This is a genomic window from Microvirga lupini (assembly GCF_014191055.1).
Taxonomy (GTDB): Bacteria; Pseudomonadota; Alphaproteobacteria; order Rhizobiales; family Beijerinckiaceae; genus Microvirga; species Microvirga lupini_A.
On record NZ_JACHWB010000004.1, the window covers coordinates 118,606 to 135,677 of the forward strand.

Sequence of the window (17,072 nt, forward strand, 5' to 3'; positions counted from 1 at the left end):
TTCAAGAAAGAGCGATGAGCGATACGCTTCTTCCTGCACCGTTAGCGTTTACGGATTCCGGGCTCGGCTCTTTCGAGCCGCCCTGGAATGACAGTGGTGCGCTTCACCCCCTGAAGAACAGCAGCGTGATCAGCAGGAAGGTCGGGATCAGGATCGCGCCCGACCAGAGCAGATAGCCGAAGAAGCTCGGCATCTTCACGCCGCCCTCGCGGGCAATGGCATAGACCATGAAGTTGGGCGCGTTGCCGATATAGGAGTTGGCGCCCATGAACACCGCGCCGGCCGAGATGGCCGCCAGCGTCATGGCGCCGGCTGTCATCAGCTGCTGCGGGTTGCCGCCGGCAAGTTCGAAGAAGACGAGATAAGTCGGCGCGTTGTCGAGGAACGACGAGAGGCCGCCGGTCAGCCAGAAATAAGCTGCGTTGTTGGCGCTGCCGTCGGGGTTGGACACGAGGGCAACCAGCGGTGCGAAGGCACCGTTGGCGCCGGCCTTGAGCATGGCGAGCACGGGGATGATCGCGATGAAGATGCCGGCAAAGAGCTTCGCCACCTCCTTGATCGGCCCCCAGGAGAAGCCGTTCTCGGCGCGGTTGGCCTTGGGTGTCACTTTCAGCGAAATGATCGTCACGGCGATCATGATGAGATCGCGCAACGCATTCGCCAGCTCGATCTCCGTGCCGAGCACCGTCATGCGCCCAAGATCCGTGGTAGCGCTCATGAGGATGGCCGCGATGATGATGAAGATCAGCAGGAAGTTGAAGCCGCCGATGACGCGCACCGGGTTGTCCGGTGTCGGATCGGGGCGCATGCGGCCTTCCCGGCGGTAGATCACCAGATCGATGACGAAGAACAGGGCGAGCAGGAGGGCGCTGGCGAACAGGGTTTCCGGGAACAGGTGGGTGGTGGTCCAGAAGAAGTCGACGCCGCGCAGGAAGCCGAGGAAGAGCGGCGGGTCGCCGAGCGGCGTGAGCGAGCCGCCGATATTCGACACCAGGAAGATGAAGAACACGATCACATGCACGTTGTGCTGGCGGTCGTCATTGGCGCGCATCACCGGCCGGATCATCACCATGGAGGCGCCGGTGGTGCCGATGAAGCTCGCCAGCACCGTGCCGATGCCGAGAAGGATCGTGTTGGTGCCCGGTGCGCCGTGAATGTTGCCGCGCACGAGAATCCCGCCTGCCACCGTGAACAGGGCGAGCAGGAGCAGGATGAACGGGATGTATTCGAGCAAGGCCGTGTGGGCCAACGCATGGACCGCCGTCATTGGCCCGAAGGCAAGCGCCATGGGGACCAGCACCAGCAGGCCCCAGAGGCCTGCGATCTTGCCCTGGTGATGCTCCCAGAAATGCGGCGCCAGCAGCGGGAAGAGGGCGATGGACAGCAGGATGCCCACAAAGGGCAGGGCCCAGACGAAGCCGAGGCTCGCCCCATCGAACTCGGCCGCAAAGGCTGCCTGCGGCAGGAGGGTCAGGGCGGCGGCGAGCGTCAGGCTCAGAGGGCGAAGCATGTTTTAAGGTCCCCAGCAGCCGGCGACCGGCTCGTTCTTCAAGATTTAAGAACAGCTTTTAGGGGAACGGATTCGCGCCTGCAACGGCGTGGCCGTTAACCGGCTATTCACCATAAGTCAAAGATAGTACAACATCGTTACAAAGCCTTGCTGTGCCGGGGGTGCTGAAACCGATGTGCCGCTTTCTCGCGTATCGGGGAGAACCGATCTTCCTCGACGAACTCGTTTGTGCCCCGGCCCACTCGCTGGTGCACCAGTCGCTGCACGCGGTCGAGGCCAAGACCGGCACGAACGGGGACGGATTCGGCATCGGCTGGTACGGGGAGCGCCCGGAGCCCGGCGTCTACCGGGAGGTCCGCCCGGCTTGGTCCGACGAGAACCTGCGCAGCCTGTGCGAACAAGTGCGCTCGAAGCTCTTCTTCGCCCATGTGCGCGCCTCGACCGGCACCTCGACCACGCGGGCGAACTGCCACCCCTTCACCCATGGCCGCTACCTGTTCATGCATAACGGCCAGATCGGCGGCTACGGGCGCATCAAGCGCCGCCTCGAAGCCCTGATCCCGGACGAACTCTACGACCGGCGCCTCGGCACCACGGACTCGGAGGCGATCTTCCTCACGGCCCTTGCCCGTGGCCTGGCCGAGGAGCCGGTGAAGGCCATGGCCCGGACGCTGAAGCTGGTGCGCGGCCTGATGGATGAAGCCGGCATACAGGAGGCCCTGCGCTTCACCGCGGCCTTCACGGACGGCGAGAACCTCTGGGCGTATCGCTGGGCCTGCGATGCCAAGCCGCCGACTCTCTATTTCCGCGAGGACAAGGGGAACCTGCTGATCGTCTCCGAGCCCATCGACGACAAGACCCGGGGCTGGCGCGAGGTGCCCAAGGGCTGCAGCCTCGTGGCCAAGGGTGATGGCGTCACGGTCGAATGCCTGAACGAGGCCATGGGCCGCCTGGCGGCCTGAGTTTACGTTCAAGATAAAAGGCCCCGACGGATCGGGGCCTTTCGGTGTGGCTGGGCTTGGCGTCAGCCGCTCAGATCACGAAGAAGTCGTCGAACGTGAGGGTGGTCTTGTTGACGATCGTGGCGATCTTCACCTGCGCCTTCGAGCCCGTTCCGTCCTGATCGTAGTAGAGCGAGCCGGTCTTCTTGTCATAGACGATCCGGTCCTCGCGATCCTGCGCCTTGGTGCCGGTCACGAACATGTCGCTCTTGAACTTTTTCGGCTTCGACAGGGAGCCGGATCCCAGCTTGGTGAACACCGCGTTGTCCAGGTAGAAGCTGTCGTCCTGACGGCGGAAGTCATAGATCCTATCGACATTCGTGCTCTTGTTCAGCCTTGTGTCGAATACGAATATGTCCCTGCCCGAACCGCCATACAGAAGGTCATTGCCCAGGCCGCCGTACAGTTGGTCGTTCCCAGAGGACGTCTCGATCATGTCGTTGCCGAGTCCGCCAAATGCCTTGTTGGCTCCTCCACTACCTGTGATCGTGTTGGCGAGGCTGTTGCCCGTCAGCGCCAGGGCTGCCGTGCCGTTGGCGATGAGGTTCTCAACATCTCCGCTTAGAGTGAAGCTGATCGAGGTTACCACGGTGTCGTTGCCGCTGCCTCCGATCACGCCATCGCCAGCATCGTCGACATAGAAGATGTCGTCGCCTGCGCCGCCGTCCATGGCATCTGCCCCAAGGCCGCCATCGATGACGTTCGCTCCAGCATTGCCGGTAAGCGCATCCGCAACGCGCGAACCCAGCAGGTTCTCGATGGAATTATAGGTGTCTCCTGCCGCCTCTCCGGTGTTGCCGCCCGGTGCTGCAAGGCTTGCCCGCACGCCCGTGATCGCTCCATCATAGGAAGCCCAGTCGATCCCCTGTCCGCCGAAGAGGCCGTCCGCCCCGAGCCCGCCTATGAGAACGTCATTGCCGGCGTCGCCTTGCAGATAATCGCGACCGGCACCGCCATTCATGACATTGTTGCCGCCGCTCCCGAGCAGCGCATTGCTGCCATCGGTGCCGAAAACTGCGGAATTGCCAGCGGCAGCACGCGTGATCTGGAAGGTCGAGCGGGCGACCAGGGCATCGTGGTCGCTCGCCCGCTGCTCCACGTCGAACTCGGAGTTGATGCGCAGGATGTCCAAAGCTTCCATGCGGTTCCGCATGGAAGCTGAGACATAGATGTGATCGAGCGACTGGGAGTTGCCCTCATAGATATAATCGGTACGGTCGCGCGGATCAGCGATGAACTCTTCCGCCATGTTCCAGAGAACCTGATTTCCGTCAGCCGTCCCATCGAGAGTCTTGAGCGGGTTGCTCCACGCGAAGTCGTTGAGGTCCCCGAGAACGACGATGTTCGCATTCGCGTTGATCCCTAAAAGGCGATCGACCTCAGCATTAAGAATTTTCGTCTGTTCAATGCGCTGTGCCTCCGTGTAGAGCACAGGCGGCTGAGTGGGGCCGAAGATGCCGTCGTCCTCGCCCTTCGAGTTCAGGTGGTTATTGATGAAGGTATACTCTTCCTCATTGAACCTGAAGGTGGCGACAAGAGGCTTGCGGCTATTCTCGAAAGCATCATTGCCGTCCTTATCTTCAATTCGCCTGAGAGAGCCTTGAACCAAGCTGACCCCTGCCTCGGCATTGTAGAGGAAGGCTTGGCGAATATTGCCTCCAGGCGCTCCGCCGTCCTTTCCGTCCTCCGGATTGAGGTAGGCGAATGAGTAGCGCGGGCCTCCTGCCTTGACGATTTCGTCAACGAGCTTCTGCAGGGTCTTCTTCGCGTCGACGACACCGTTGTTGGTGGTGCCGCTGTCGTCCTGAAGCTCCTGCAAAGCCAGAACATGCGGGGAGCCCATGTTCTTGACGATCTGGGCCGCGAGCTTGGCGAACTGGCCACCGTCCACGTCGGCATCGCCGTCATTGTCGTTGATGTCGAGGTTCTCGACATTGTAGTTGCCGAACGATAGGAAGAACTCGTTCCAAGCCGTGACCCCGGTTGTTTCCGCCTGAAGCGTCGATTGTGCCGTTACCGTAGGAGTCTCGCCGATCAGCACCTCATAGTTGTCGAAGCCATAGGACATGATGCCGGTGATGGCGGCAAGCCTCGCGCCGACATCAACCATCGGCATGTTGAGGGAGTCGCGGATGTTGTCGAACTGGATGCGCTCCGGATTGAAGTCCGATGAGGTCGCAGATAAGCCGCCACGGCCGTTGAGGCTCGCCGGGTCATAGGCGCCTTCGATGACCGTGTAGATTTCGCCGAAGTTGTTCGTCGCACCGACAACGCGAGTTGGCTCAACGGTGACGCGCATCCCTTCCAGGGCTTCATAGAACTTGATGGCATCCGCGACGGAACCTGTGGGCGGCTTGATCCCGTTCGGTCCGATGAGAATCGCCTCCGGGAGGGCATTGTCCTTGTCGATGACAGAAACCGACACAGGACTCGAACTGCTGACCTGGGTAATCTGCGTCAGCCCGAAATACTCGTCCACCTTTCCACTGACCACAACCTCATCGCCGACCTCGACATTGGGGGTCCAGTTCTGCCCCATATAGACGAAGATGCCGTCTGAAGTTCCAGCGTTGCCATCCCCCTGGGCATCCTGGATGAAGAAGCCGCGGGTGGTGCCGGTCATCTGGATTCCGGTGATGATACCCGTGGTGGTGACGGTCTGGCCTTTCAGCAGGGACTCGCCCTGGGCGTTCTGAGTCTGGATCTGGTAGATCCGGTCAAAATCATCGGCGATGATGCGCCCATTGGCGACTGCCGTACCGAGAACGCTGCCGCTGCTCGGGTTGGACAAGGTCACCGAGAAGCTCTCGTTGCGCTCCTTGAGCGTATCGCCCTTGACCCGGATCTCGATCGTCTTGGTGGTCTCTCCCGCGGCGAACGTAACCGTGCCCTCAATCGGGTCCACGAAGTCGTCGCTCGTCGCGCCGCCGCTGCCGCCAAGCCCCGTGAGATCGTAATCGATCGAGGCCGCTTCCCCTATCGAGTTGGTGCGGGTCACGGTGAAGGTGAACACCGTCTCGCCCGTATCGCCTTCGGTCTTGACGGTGTCCGTTGCGGCGATGGAGAAGCTCTGAGGGAGATCGTCGTTCTCGATGGTGCCGTTCGCAGTGGCATTCTGGATCTGCACTCCGGTCTTGTCGGTGCTGATGCGGACTCCAAACAGCTCGTCGGCCTCAAACCGCACATCGCCAGTAACCTGAATCTGGATCACGGCCTCGGTCTGGCCGTTAGCGAAGGTCACTGTGCCTGTGGTCGCGCCGAAGTCGTCGGGAGTCAGGCCGTTTTGGCCAAGACCCTCGATGGACCAAGCGACATCGGTCGTCCCGGCGCCATTCTGGCGGGTGACGGTGAAGGTGTAGATGGTGGAGCCCGGGCCATTGCCCTCTGCCTGGACGGCGTTGGTGGCGGCGATGGAAAGGATCTCGTCCGTGGTCGTGTCGTCGTTGTCGATCTGACCTTCCGCCGTGCCGGTGGCGATGGTCGCGCCGTTCGGATCTGACAGGGTGACCGAGAAGGTCTCGTCCGTTTCGAAATCCGTGTCCGCTTTCACACGAATCGTGATCGTCGCCGTTGTCTCATTCTCGGCGAAAGTGACCGTGCCGGTGAGGGGACCGTCGAAATCGTCAAGGGTCGCCTGGCCTGGAACCAACGTCCAGGTAGCGGTTGGTGAGCCCGTGGTCGATGAGCGCGTAACCGTAAACGTGAACTCGGTCGTCCCATCACTGCCTTCAGCCTTGTCGGCGCTTGTCGCAGCGATGGAGAGGGTCGGGAGAGGAGCGATGAACGTCTGACCTGCATTGAGGCTGTTGGACGTATTAGTCGACGCTACTGTCCAGGTGTTGAAGTCGCTCGAAGTTCTGCCCGTTCCAGCTCTCTGGATTGATCCACCGACTGCCCCGGTGCCGTCTTCGATCACATCAATTCTCGTGCTGGTATAGGCAACCTCGTTATAAATAACCGCCATGACCTGACCGGCAGCGCCTTCATAGCTGATGAACTCGACGATTTTCCCATCCTGATCCACGAGAGCGAAACCATCCGGCTCTGGCGTGCTCGCACTGCCTCCGTTCTGGAAGCTGACGGTGCTGCTACCTGTTACAGGAGTAAACTGCGATGCGGTGAAGCTGAAGAATCCGTGGCCAGTGCCGGTCGCATCGCTGATGGTGCCAGTCAGATCTAATGAAGCATATGGCGCATTGCCGTTCCCATTGAAGGCAATGATCTTCCAACCTGTGAGATTCGTGCCAGCGAGACCCGCAATCTCGATGAACTCTCCCGAATCCGTACCGACATTGTCATAGTGGAACTCGTTGATCCAGACATTCGCCATGATGGTCCCTCACGTTACGTCAGCACAAAGCAGCATTTGAAATGCTGTTATGCGAAACGATGTATTATCTAGGAGGGCCAGTGCTAACGCCCAGGCATGACAGGTATATGAAATGCCAAGCATGCTTTGTTTGGAGAGCCGGCAAAGGTCGGCTTTCCGCTCAGCTGGATGCAGAACGGTGAGGATCGGGCGATATGAGAGATTTCAGGCGTTCAGCCGTCCCATGGGTTGGGCAATGAGGGGCAGGAGCGCGCCTCTCAAAGCTTCCATCTGCAAGTCCGTCTCGGCCTGGGCGACGCTTTCGTCCGGGGCCTGAAGGGCCCGCAGGCGCGCATTCTCTGCCTCGAGCCGCTCGTTCTCCGCCATGAGGATCGCTACCTTCTCCTGAGCGATGCGGAGGCGGGCCTGCGCGTCGTTGCGCTCCTCCTCGCGCAGCTGCGCACGGTCGCGCCAGAGACGGACGGCAACGCTGCCTGCTTCATCACTCATGGCCGGCTCCTCACAGAATTGACGGTTCGTTGCGGAGGGCGATCCTAGCGGCCAGGTCTTAATCGATCGTTGGCAACCCGCCGGGCTATGGATCGAAGGCGGGCATGGCCGAGACGCTCTCGCTCGACAATGTCAGCCTCGCATGGCGCTTATAGGCCCTCTCGATCCAGTTCGCCGCGACGGATTGGTTGAGAAAGAACGGGGTCAGGCGGCCCTCCTCATGCGCCTTGAGAAAGTCGGCCAGGGCCGCATGCTCGATCCGCCTGTCTTGCGCGGTCTGCAGGCTACCGACCCGATCCTCGGAATGCTCCTCGGCCAGGAGGAAATAGGCGGGTGCATAATCGGGGTGCTTCTCGATCAGGGCATGGAGCCTCGTCTTCCGCTCCCCGCCGTCGAACTGCAGGGCATGGACGAGGGCCGTGGCGCGGGTCGGAACATCCTCGTTCAGCTCGGCATAGACCTGCCGCGCGATGAAACGTCCCTCGTGGGCCCGTACCAGCGCTGCGTAGCGCAGATGCGGGTCGACGAACTCCAGGCCCATTCGGGCCAGGGCGTAATAGGCCCGGTGGGCCGCGATGGACTCGCCTTTCGCCTCGAAGAGCAGGGCGTTGTGATAGAGTCCCGGCGCAGAATGCGGATCGTCGATCTGTCCTCCACGCTGCGCGTGTCCCGAGAACGCCTCGACCGGATCGGCGGGCAGTAGGGGCGTCTGAGTTCTTGGTGGGGCCGGAGACAGAACGCTGGCCTCTTCCGTCAGCTGCTCCATCGGTCTTGAAGGCTCGTCACGAGAGACAAGCCCTCCAGCAGCGATGAGAGCGACCAGGCAGATGCCTGCCACCGGCAAGGGGGACATCACGAGGGTCCGCAAGGAGAAACGCCGCGGCCGGGTCGGCAGGCTGGCCTCCGGACTGCCGATCGTGAAGGCATGGACCGGGAAGGGGATGTTCTTCACCTGCCGCTCGCCGATATCGATGAAGGGAACGGCGATCTGACCAGAGACAGCCTCATGCACGGCGCGCGACAGGCAGACGCCTCCCGGCGCGGCCAGCGTCTCCAGCCGGGCCGCGATGTTGACGGCCATTCCCAAAAGATCGCTCTGGCGCTCGACCACCTCGCCCACCGAGATGCCGATGCGGAACTGCACCCGCCTGTCCTGGGCGCAGGCGAGGTTCTGCGCCCGGATGTAGTCCTGAATGTCGATGGCCGCACGCGTGGCCTCAACGGCGCTGTCGAACTCGCACATGATCGAGTCGCCGGCCGTGTTGAAGACGCGCCCGCCATGATGGGCTACGAAATCGTCCAGAACGTTGCGGTAGGCTGCGAGCTGCCGCAGCGTTCCGTCCTCATCCTCCGCGATAAGCCGGGAGAAACCCACGATGTCCGCAGCCAGGATGGCAGCTACCTTCCGCCTCATGAGCAGACCTCGCGGCGCTTGAAGGCTTCAGAGAGAAGTTGCGATGCCACCTCACATCCCGGCAAGATGAGGCCCTGTTGTTTACATGTTACAATATAGCGATTGCCGAAGAGGAAGGAAAGAGGCTTCCCCAAAAATCTTGTTTCTGTGATTTTCGGCTTGCGGCTCAGCCGTCCAGCTCGGGATAGCGCCGAAATATGCCTTCCTCGTTGAAAGGAGTACGGCGTGGGCTCGCGAGGTAGGATTTGATCCGCGACCTTTCCGCTACGGCATCATGCAGAGCGGCGACACGGGGCGCCTTCTTCAGGGCGCGTCGCGTGGCTTTGGGGAAGGCGTATGACAGGCCCTCGACAACCTGAAAGAGCGACAGGTCGACATAGGTGAGCGATCGGCCGACGAGATAGCTGTCACCTGAGGGATTGCGGCCAAGGATGGTTTCGAACCAGTCGAGAAATTTCGGAACGCGGTCGTCCCGGAACTCCTGCGCGCGGCGGAACGCTTCCTGTTTCTGGTCTTCGTAATACAGGCCGATGCCCAAAGGATGGTGGGTGTCGTGGGCCTCCGCCACGAAGTCGCCGATGGTGAGCTGAATCTGGTGCGTCCACAGGCCTCCCGCCGGATCCTTCGGGGCGAGGCCGTGTCGGGCGCCGAGATAGAGCAGGATCGCCGCCGTCTGGCCGATGATCGTCTCACCGTGCTTGAGAAAGGGTGGCGCGAAGGGCGGGTGGTCCACATGCTCCATCATGCGCATCATGACGGCGATGCCCTCGGACTCCCTTGCCACGTCGATGTACTCGGCCCCAGCCTCCTCGAGCGCGAGCCGCACGAACTCGCCGCGTCCTTGGATGGTGGGCCAATAGTAGAGTTCGTAGGCCATGGGGTGCTCCCGGTCTTGTCGGCGACACTTGCGAGAAGGGTGGAGCACCCGACTGGGAAGTCAAAGGACAGAGGCTGCCAACTGGGCCAGTGCCTCGCCATCGAGCCGCATGTGCCGGTGATGAAGATCGTGCATGCCGATCGCCTCGTAGAAGCGGATGGCAGGCCGCTCGTCCTCGACGAAGAGTTCGACACGCACCCAACCTCGCTCCATGGCGATCTTCGCAACGGTCGCCATGAGGACTCGTGCCGCTCCTGTACGCCGCTCTTCCGGCACGACATAAAGCGCATGCACGATGCCCATGGGTTTGCCGCGCCAGCCGGCATAGCCGCGGAAGAACGAGACGAAACCGACAGGCTTGGCATCTCGCTCTGCGATAAGCGCTTCGAAGAGAGGATCCGGGCCAAAGCCATCAGCCTCGATCCGTGCTGCAGACGTCCAGGGTGCTTGGCCGGGCAGATGATCGTCGATCAGGCCGGACACGAATGTGAAGATCGTCTCCGCATCTTGAACGATGGCAGGTCGCACCGTCAGGCCGTGTGAGACGCTCTCGTACATGCTTTAGTGCGCCTCGTCCCAGTTCTGCGCGGCGCGCGCTTCCACAGCGAGTGGGACTTTCAGCGACACAGCCGGGAAGGGCGCTTCCGTCATGACGCGGGAGATCACCGGCAGGGTGGCTTCGACCTCGTCGTCCGGCACCTCGAACACCAGTTCGTCGTGTACCTGCAGCAGCATCTGGGCGGAGAGGCGCTCGGCTTTGAGCGCGTCCTCCATGCGCACCATGGCGCGGCGGATGATGTCGGCGGCGGTGCCCTGGATCGGCGCGTTGATCGCCTGACGCTCCACGCCCGCGCGCTCCGACGGATTCCCCGACCGGATCTGCGGGTAGTGGCAGATGCGCCCGAACAGCGTGGTCACATAGGTCTTCTCGCGCACGAACTTCTTCGTCTCGTCGATATAGGTGCGGATGCCGGGGAACCGCTCGAAATACTGCTTGATGAACGCGGAGGCTTCCGCATTGCCGATGCCGAGACGGACAGCCAGGCCGAAGGCCGAGATGCCGTAGATGATGCCGAAATTGATGGTCTTGGCCTGACGGCGCAGATCGCCCGTCATCTGGTCGAGCGGCACGCCGAACATGGCGGACGCGGTCGCCGCGTGAATGTCGACGCCATTGGCGAACGCCTCCTGCAATTGAGGAATGTCGGCGATGTGGGCGAGCAGCCGGAGCTCGATCTGGCTGTAATCGGCCGAGATGATCTTATGACCTTCCTGCGCCACGAAGGCCTTGCGGATCTTGCGGCCCGCTTCCGTGCGGATCGGGATGTTCTGCAGGTTGGGATCGGACGACGACAGGCGCCCCGTGGTGGTGGAGGCCAGCGAGAACGAGGTGTGCACCCGCTTGGTCTCAGGGTTCATGTGCTCCTGGAGCGTATCGGTATAGGTGGATTTCAGCTTGGAGAGCTGGCGCCATTCGAGGATTTTTGCCGGCAGCTCGTGGCCGGCCTGCGCCAGCTCGTCGAGGAGGGTTGCCGGCGTCGCCCATTGGCCGGAGGGTGTCTTCTTCGCGCCGGGCAGGCCCATGCGGCCGAACAGGATGTCGCCGATCTGCTTCGGGGAGCCGAGCGAGAATTTTTCACCCGCCATCTCATGGATCTCGTCTTCCAGGCGCGCCAGTGTCTGCGAGAAGTCGCCGGAGAGGCGGCTGAGGATCTGCCGGTCGACCATGATGCCGCGCATCTCCATGCGTGCGAGCACATCCACCATCGGGCGTTCCAGCGTCTCGTAGACGGTGGCGCGGCGCTCGGCGACGAGACGGGGTTTCAGCACGTGCCAGAGCCGCAGCGTCACATCCGCATCCTCGGCAGCATAAGCCGTAGCCTTGCCGATCTCCACCTTGTCGAAGGTCACCTTGTTCCGGCCCGTGCCGGCCACATCCGAGAAGGTGATTGGCGAGTGGCCGAGATGCCGGCGCGAGAGCTCGTCCATGCCGTGCGAGCCCTTGCCGGCATCGAGCACATAGGAGATCAGCATCGTGTCGTCGTAGGGCTGCACCTCGATGCCATGGCGCTTGAACACGATCCAGTCGTATTTCATGTTCTGGCCGATCTTGAGGACGGATGAATCCTCCAGTATCGGACGGATCGCGTCGAGCGCATCCGTGACGGGGATCTGCCCCTTCACGAGACCGCCGCCGAAGAGATCGGATTCGTCCCGGTGCTGCAGCGGCACATAGCAGGCTTTGCCCGGCGCCAGGGCCAGCGAGAAGCCGACGAGATCGGCGCGGTTGGCATCGAGATCGCTCGTCTCCGTATCGACCGCCACGTGGCCCTGCTCGCGGGCAAGTGCCACCCATTCCTGTAGCCGCTCCAAGCTCGTGACGGTCTCGTAGGACGTCACGTCGATGGGAACCGAAGAGGCTTCCGTCGCGCGCTTGCCGGCGAGCTGCGACGGCGTGCCGAGGCCCTCGACGGGCTTGCGCAGGGTTGCGGTCTCCGGCAGGTCGAGGCCTGCGAAGGGATCGACCTCGCCCGAGGCCGGGTCCCCTTTGCCGAAGAACGGCACCGCATCGTCGGTGGGGGCCGTGATGCCGGTGCCGTTGCCGGTCCAGCGGATCGCCTCGCCGCCCGGCATGAGGCGCGGGTCGGGCGGGATAGCGGACGGATCGGCCTCGTAGAGCTCCGCGACGCGGCGCGTGAGGGTGTTGAACTCCATGGCCTTGAGGAAGCCGACGAGCGTCTTCGGGTCGGGGTTCGGCACGCGCAGATCGTCGAGCGGCACCGGCACTGGCGCCTCGCAATCCAGCGTCACCAGCTTCTTCGACAGGCGCGCCGCCTCCATGTTGGCGATCAGCGTCTCGCGGCGCTTGGGCTGCTTGATCTCGCTGGCGCGCTCAAGCAGCGTTTCGAGATCGCCGTATTCCTTGATGAGCTGGGCTGCGGTCTTCAGCCCGATGCCGGGCACGCCCGGCACGTTGTCCGAGGTGTCGCCCATCAGGGCCAGCACGTCGCCGATCTTTTCCGGCGGGATGCCCTCCCATTTCTCGATGACGGCGGCCTCGTCGAGATTGCGCTCGGGCCGGTAGCCCGGCTTGCCCTTGGAGCCTGATTCGAAATCATAGAAGCACACCTTAGGGCCTACGAGCTGCATCAGGTCCTTGTCGGACGAGATGATGAGCACGTCGGCTCCGCGCGCCTTCGCCTGCTGGGTATAGGTGGCGATCAGATCATCGGCCTCATAGCGCTGCAACTCCACGGGCTCGAGCCCGAAGGCGCGGATCGCCTCGCGCATGATCGGCATCTGGACCTTCAGGTCGTCCGGCGCGTCCGGCCGGTGGCCCTTGTAATCCTCATAAAGCTCCTTGCGGAACGAGCCCTCGGATTTGTCGAGCACGATGGCCAGATGCGTGGGCTTCAGCCCCGCCGCCCCGTCGCGCATGAACTGCAGGAGCTTGGACACGAACAGCCGCACGGCCCCCGTGGGCATCCCGTCCGAGGACCGGGAATTGTACTTCTGGTCCTGGTTCATGGACTGGAAATAGGCCCGGAAGATGAAAGACGAGCCGTCGACGAGAAACACGTGATCGCCGGCTTGGACAGGACGGGAGGAGGGCATCGGGTCTCGGGGGCTTTGGGGCTGCTCTACAGGGGAAGAGATAGCGGGTCCGGGGGCGGATGGCTATGGCCTCTCCGGGTCGAGCGTCTCCATAGGCTGGCATGCCCGGTCCGGGTGATGGTGCCGCTGAGGCCAAGCGGCGCTCTTTCAAAAGTGACAGATTTCGAGAGGTCGCTAGAGAAGAGACCTTTTCCAGCAAAGTATTTGAAACTGAAGACTATTTTCCAGTGACGTAACGGATCCCGGCTCTCCGCGGCGGCTTCCAAGCTTTGCCGTGTGCGCCAACGCACCCGAGACCCCTTTACATGCAATAACCTTGCATTAAGTCTGCCTCCTGATATTACAACATCGCATAAGCAGTCCGTGATTCCGTTGCGGGGGCATGACATTGGCAGGTTTGGGAGAGACTGATGGCTATCGACGTTTGGAAAGCGGAATATTGGGTTCGTGACGGTCAGCTGGATGCCGGGCAAACGTCCGTAAATAGGGCGAACGTAGCGTCTCTCGCAAATGGCGGTTATGTCGTCGGCTGGCGTGAGGGCAACACCATCAAGCTCCAGATTCACGACGGAGCCGGCAACCGGAAGGGTAGTGTCTTCTCCATCGATGCAGGCTCCACGGCCAGCCAAAGCTACTTGAACATCCAATCTGCCGGAAGCGACGGGAGCTTCGTCGTAACCTGGACGGAAAGCGATCCCCTTCCTGGTGGCGTCACGAGTTTCGACGTAAAGGCACGCGTGTTCAAGCCGAACGTGGCTGGCGAGTTTACGCCGGGCGGCATCCATATTGTCTCAGATAATGGCACGGCAGAGCAGACAGACAACGCAGCCTTGGCCACGCGGGCCAATGGCGGCTTCGTCAGCGTTACTAAGCAAGGCAATAACCTTGTCTTCGCGATGCACGATGCGAACGGTCAGAAGGTGACGAATGGAAGTTTGACCGTTGATGCTGGCGTGCAGCCAGAGGTGGCGCGCATTGGAACGGACAGGTACGTCGTTTCATATCGGGAAGGCACTGGGATCAGTTTCCGTATCATCGATACATCCAGCGGCAGTCCCGTTTTCGACGGCGGAAAGGTGAATGCCGCGAGTGGGGGCATAAGCGGAGAGGTCGTTGCCCTCCTTGATGCCAATGGAATTCCCACCGGAGAATTCACGGTCGTTAGCTACAGAACTGTGTCGCAACCGACGGGGAACTGGGAAACGATCAGCTCGACCAAATATAATGCGAATGGGGTTGCTCAGGGTGCATCCACCGAGATTACGACGTGGGCTTATGGTAGTGAAGATATTCTGAATGTCACCGCGCTGCGTGGCGGTCGCGTCGCCGTGACATACACAGGCTCGAAGGCGGATAACGGCGGCGAAGATGAGTACGGCTTCGTCATGCTGAAGATCGTGGAGGCCAATGGATCCGTATCGGCTCCCTTTGTCCTCAGTGCCAAAGACGACCAGATTTTCCCCACGATCAGCGAAATGGCGGACGGTCGCCTCGTTGCGACATGGCAGGATCCGACACGGCCGCAGAGCGCTATCGTTTCCAAGATCGTCGATCCGCGCATCGTCGGCGTGACGGTCAATGGTACGGAAAGTGCCGATATCTATTATGGCACGAACATCGTTGATCAAGTGGATTTCCTGAACGGCAAAGGCGGCAATGATACTCTCTATGGCGGAGCCGGAGATGACTTCCTCAATGGCGGCGCCGGAGCGGATCGTCTCGAAGGCGGCGCTGGCTACAATTGGGCCTCCTACAGCACTGCTGCGGTGATCGGCGCCTCAACGGGCGTGACCGTCAACCTCAATAACAAAGCCGATAACACCGGCGAGGCCATTGGTGACGAGTACATCAACATCCATGCCCTTGAAGGATCGAATTTCGATGACAGGCTGATCGGCTACGCCACTATCGGCACAGCTCTCAATGGCGGAGGCGGTACTGACACGCTGATCGGAGGCACGGGGAATGACGACCTCCTCGGAAGTAACGGCGACGATATCCTGATCGGCGGTGGAGGAGACGATGGCTACTTCGGAGGCGAGGGCACCGACACCGTCAGCTATGAGAATGCCAGAGCTAGCATTGCTCTCTATCTCGCCGATTGGAGCAAGAACCAGGGCGACGCCGCGGGCGATCGCTTCGATTATGGTACGCTCGAAATCTATGTCGGCACTGCTTTCAACGACGTGATGTCTGCCTACAGCGACGCTAAGAATGATATTTTCTATGGAGGTAAAGGAGACGACATCCTCCTAGGACGCGTCGGCAATGATAAGCTCTATGGCGAGGAGGGGGACGACACTCTGGATGGCGGCGAAGGCGGTGACACCCTCGATGGTGGAGCCGGCTTCAACTATGCGACATACGAGACACACGGTAACGGCGTCAGGGCTGATCTTTCCGGCGGGGCTGGGACGGGTCAAGCTTCTGGCGACACTTACGTTAACATCCAAGGGCTGATCGGGTCCCGCTTCAACGACACGCTCATCGGCAGCGACGTTGAGGACGAGCTGAACATTCTGATCGGCGGCGGTGGGGCGGATCACCTCAGCGGCCTCGGTGGTTACGATATCGCCAGCTACATCACGTCGAAAGAGGGCCTGACCATCAATCTCGCGAACACAAGCGAGAGCACGGGCGACGCAAAAGGCGACACCTATGAGGGACTCTATGCTTTCCACGGCTCGAATTTCGGCGACGTGATCTCTGGTCTCGATGTTCGTGATGAGATCTCCGGCAAGGAAGGTGCAGACCGTATCTCCGGTCTTGGGGGCGATGACTACCTTGGGGGTGATGGCGGCAACGACACGCTGATCGGCGGAGCCGGCAATGACACGCTGGTGGGCGGCGATGGCATGAACACGGGCGTGTTCTCCGGTGCTCTTGCGGATTACACGATCACCCGTGCCGGCAATACCGTCACGGTTGCCCATAAGAACGGCACCGACACCGATACGCTGACGAATGTCCGCCTGCTTGAGTTTGCCGGCGGCGTGAAGCAGGTCATCAACGTTGCACCAACGGGGCTGTCGCTGTCGAACGCCATTATCGCCGAGAACGCACCGTTTCGAGCGGAGGTGGGCCGGCTGGCCGCGACCGATGCCGACGGTGATGCAATCCGCTATAGTCTGGCTCCTGGCTCGAGCAGCGCTTTCATCATCGAGGGCAACGTTCTTATGGCAACCGGGCCGCTCGACTTCGAGACGAAGCCAGTGCACGCGCTGACCATCGTGGCGAGCGATGGATACGGCGGCATGACGAGCATCAACGTCAACGTCACCGTGACCAACTACACGGGCGAGACGACACCGTTCACGATCCGGGGTTCGTCGCGGGCGGATCTGTTGCGCGGCGAATCCGGCAACGACACGCTCTACGGTAGCACCGGCAACGACACGCTCTATGGCGAGGCCGGCAACGACCGGATCTTCGGCGGGACTGGCAATGACAAGCTCTACGGCGGCTCGGGCAAGGATGTGTTCGTCTTCGACACCCGTCTCAACAAGAGCAGCAATGTTGATCGGATCTACGACTTCAGGTCTTCGGACGACAGCATCTGGCTCGACAATAAATACTTCACCAAGCTCGGCTCGGGCTCGCTGTCGAAGCCGAAGAAGTTCAAGTCGGACATGTTCACCGAGGGCAAGAAGGCGCAGGATCGGGAGGACCGGATCGTCTACGATAAGAAGACCGGTGCCTTGTACTACGACAAGGACGGCACCGGCGGCGCGGCCCAGGTGAAGATCGCCACCATCAGCAACAAGACCAAGCTGTACTGGCACGACTTCTACGTGATCTGATCGAACAAGCAGAAGCTTGAACCGGAAGGTGCCGCC

At 61.4% G+C, this 17,072-nt stretch carries 9 protein-coding genes; 2 read left to right on the forward strand and 7 right to left on the reverse strand.

From position 1 onward, the window contains the following. Positions 1-103: 103 nt before the first annotated feature. Positions 104-1,510, reverse strand: a complete 1,407-nt coding sequence (locus tag FHR70_RS15950; protein ID WP_183451918.1) for a sodium:proton antiporter — start codon at positions 1,508-1,510, stop codon at positions 104-106. Positions 1,511-1,683: 173 nt separating this feature from the next. Between FHR70_RS15950 and FHR70_RS15955 the strand changes: the two genes are divergently transcribed. Next, on the forward strand, positions 1,684-2,472 hold the full coding sequence (locus FHR70_RS15955; RefSeq protein WP_183451920.1) for a class II glutamine amidotransferase: 789 nt from the start codon (positions 1,684-1,686) through the stop codon (positions 2,470-2,472). Positions 2,473-2,542: 70 nt separating this feature from the next. On the opposite strand, the gene FHR70_RS15960 is transcribed toward FHR70_RS15955, so the two are convergent. The 6 genes from FHR70_RS15960 to polA all read right to left on the reverse strand — a co-directional run bounded on the left by FHR70_RS15960 (position 2,543) and on the right by polA (position 13,236). Continuing rightward, positions 2,543-6,841, reverse strand: a complete 4,299-nt coding sequence (locus tag FHR70_RS15960) for a Calx-beta domain-containing protein (protein WP_183451923.1) — start codon at positions 6,839-6,841, stop codon at positions 2,543-2,545. A 204-nt stretch (positions 6,842-7,045) separates the two neighbouring features. Next, positions 7,046-7,330, reverse strand: a complete 285-nt coding sequence (locus FHR70_RS15965) for a hypothetical protein (protein ID WP_183451924.1) — start codon at positions 7,328-7,330, stop codon at positions 7,046-7,048. 85 nt (positions 7,331-7,415) lie between these two features. Further along, entirely contained in the window at positions 7,416-8,744 is a 1,329-nt protein-coding gene (locus tag FHR70_RS15970; protein WP_183451926.1) for an adenylate/guanylate cyclase domain-containing protein, read from the reverse strand. 166 nt (positions 8,745-8,910) lie between these two features. Beyond that, the gene (locus FHR70_RS15975; RefSeq protein WP_183451927.1) at positions 8,911-9,621 is read right to left on the reverse strand and encodes a glutathione S-transferase; all 711 of its coding nucleotides are present in this window, start codon (positions 9,619-9,621) and stop codon (positions 8,911-8,913) included. Between the two features lie 60 nt (positions 9,622-9,681). Further along, the gene (locus FHR70_RS15980) at positions 9,682-10,179 is read right to left on the reverse strand and encodes a GNAT family N-acetyltransferase (RefSeq protein WP_183451929.1); all 498 of its coding nucleotides are present in this window, start codon (positions 10,177-10,179) and stop codon (positions 9,682-9,684) included. A gap of 3 nt (positions 10,180-10,182) precedes the next feature. Continuing rightward, on the reverse strand, positions 10,183-13,236 hold the full coding sequence (gene polA, locus FHR70_RS15985) for a DNA polymerase I (RefSeq protein WP_183451931.1): 3,054 nt from the start codon (positions 13,234-13,236) through the stop codon (positions 10,183-10,185). 410 nt (positions 13,237-13,646) lie between these two features. Between polA and FHR70_RS15990 the strand changes: the two genes are divergently transcribed. After that, a complete protein-coding gene (locus tag FHR70_RS15990) occupies positions 13,647-17,036 on the forward strand; it encodes a cadherin domain-containing protein (RefSeq protein ID WP_183451933.1) in 3,390 nt (1,129 codons plus the stop codon). Positions 17,037-17,072: the final 36 nt, after the last annotated feature.

Excerpts from the sequence above, each read along its gene's own strand:
- FHR70_RS15950 (WP_183451918.1), bottom strand. The coding sequence starts at position 1,510 with ATGCTTCGCCCTCTGAGCCTGACGCTCGCCGCCGCCCTGACCCTCCTG.
- FHR70_RS15955 (WP_183451920.1), top strand. The coding sequence starts at position 1,684 with ATGTGCCGCTTTCTCGCGTATCGGGGAGAACCGATCTTCCTCGACGAA.
- FHR70_RS15960 (WP_183451923.1), bottom strand. The coding sequence starts at position 6,841 with ATGGCGAATGTCTGGATCAACGAGTTCCACTATGACAATGTCGGTACG.
- FHR70_RS15965 (WP_183451924.1), bottom strand. The coding sequence starts at position 7,330 with ATGAGTGATGAAGCAGGCAGCGTTGCCGTCCGTCTCTGGCGCGACCGT.
- FHR70_RS15970 (WP_183451926.1), bottom strand. The coding sequence starts at position 8,744 with ATGAGGCGGAAGGTAGCTGCCATCCTGGCTGCGGACATCGTGGGTTTC.
- FHR70_RS15975 (WP_183451927.1), bottom strand. The coding sequence starts at position 9,621 with ATGGCCTACGAACTCTACTATTGGCCCACCATCCAAGGACGCGGCGAG.
- FHR70_RS15980 (WP_183451929.1), bottom strand. The coding sequence starts at position 10,179 with ATGTACGAGAGCGTCTCACACGGCCTGACGGTGCGACCTGCCATCGTT.
- polA (WP_183451931.1), bottom strand. The coding sequence starts at position 13,236 with ATGCCCTCCTCCCGTCCTGTCCAAGCCGGCGATCACGTGTTTCTCGTC.
- FHR70_RS15990 (WP_183451933.1), top strand. The coding sequence starts at position 13,647 with ATGGCTATCGACGTTTGGAAAGCGGAATATTGGGTTCGTGACGGTCAG.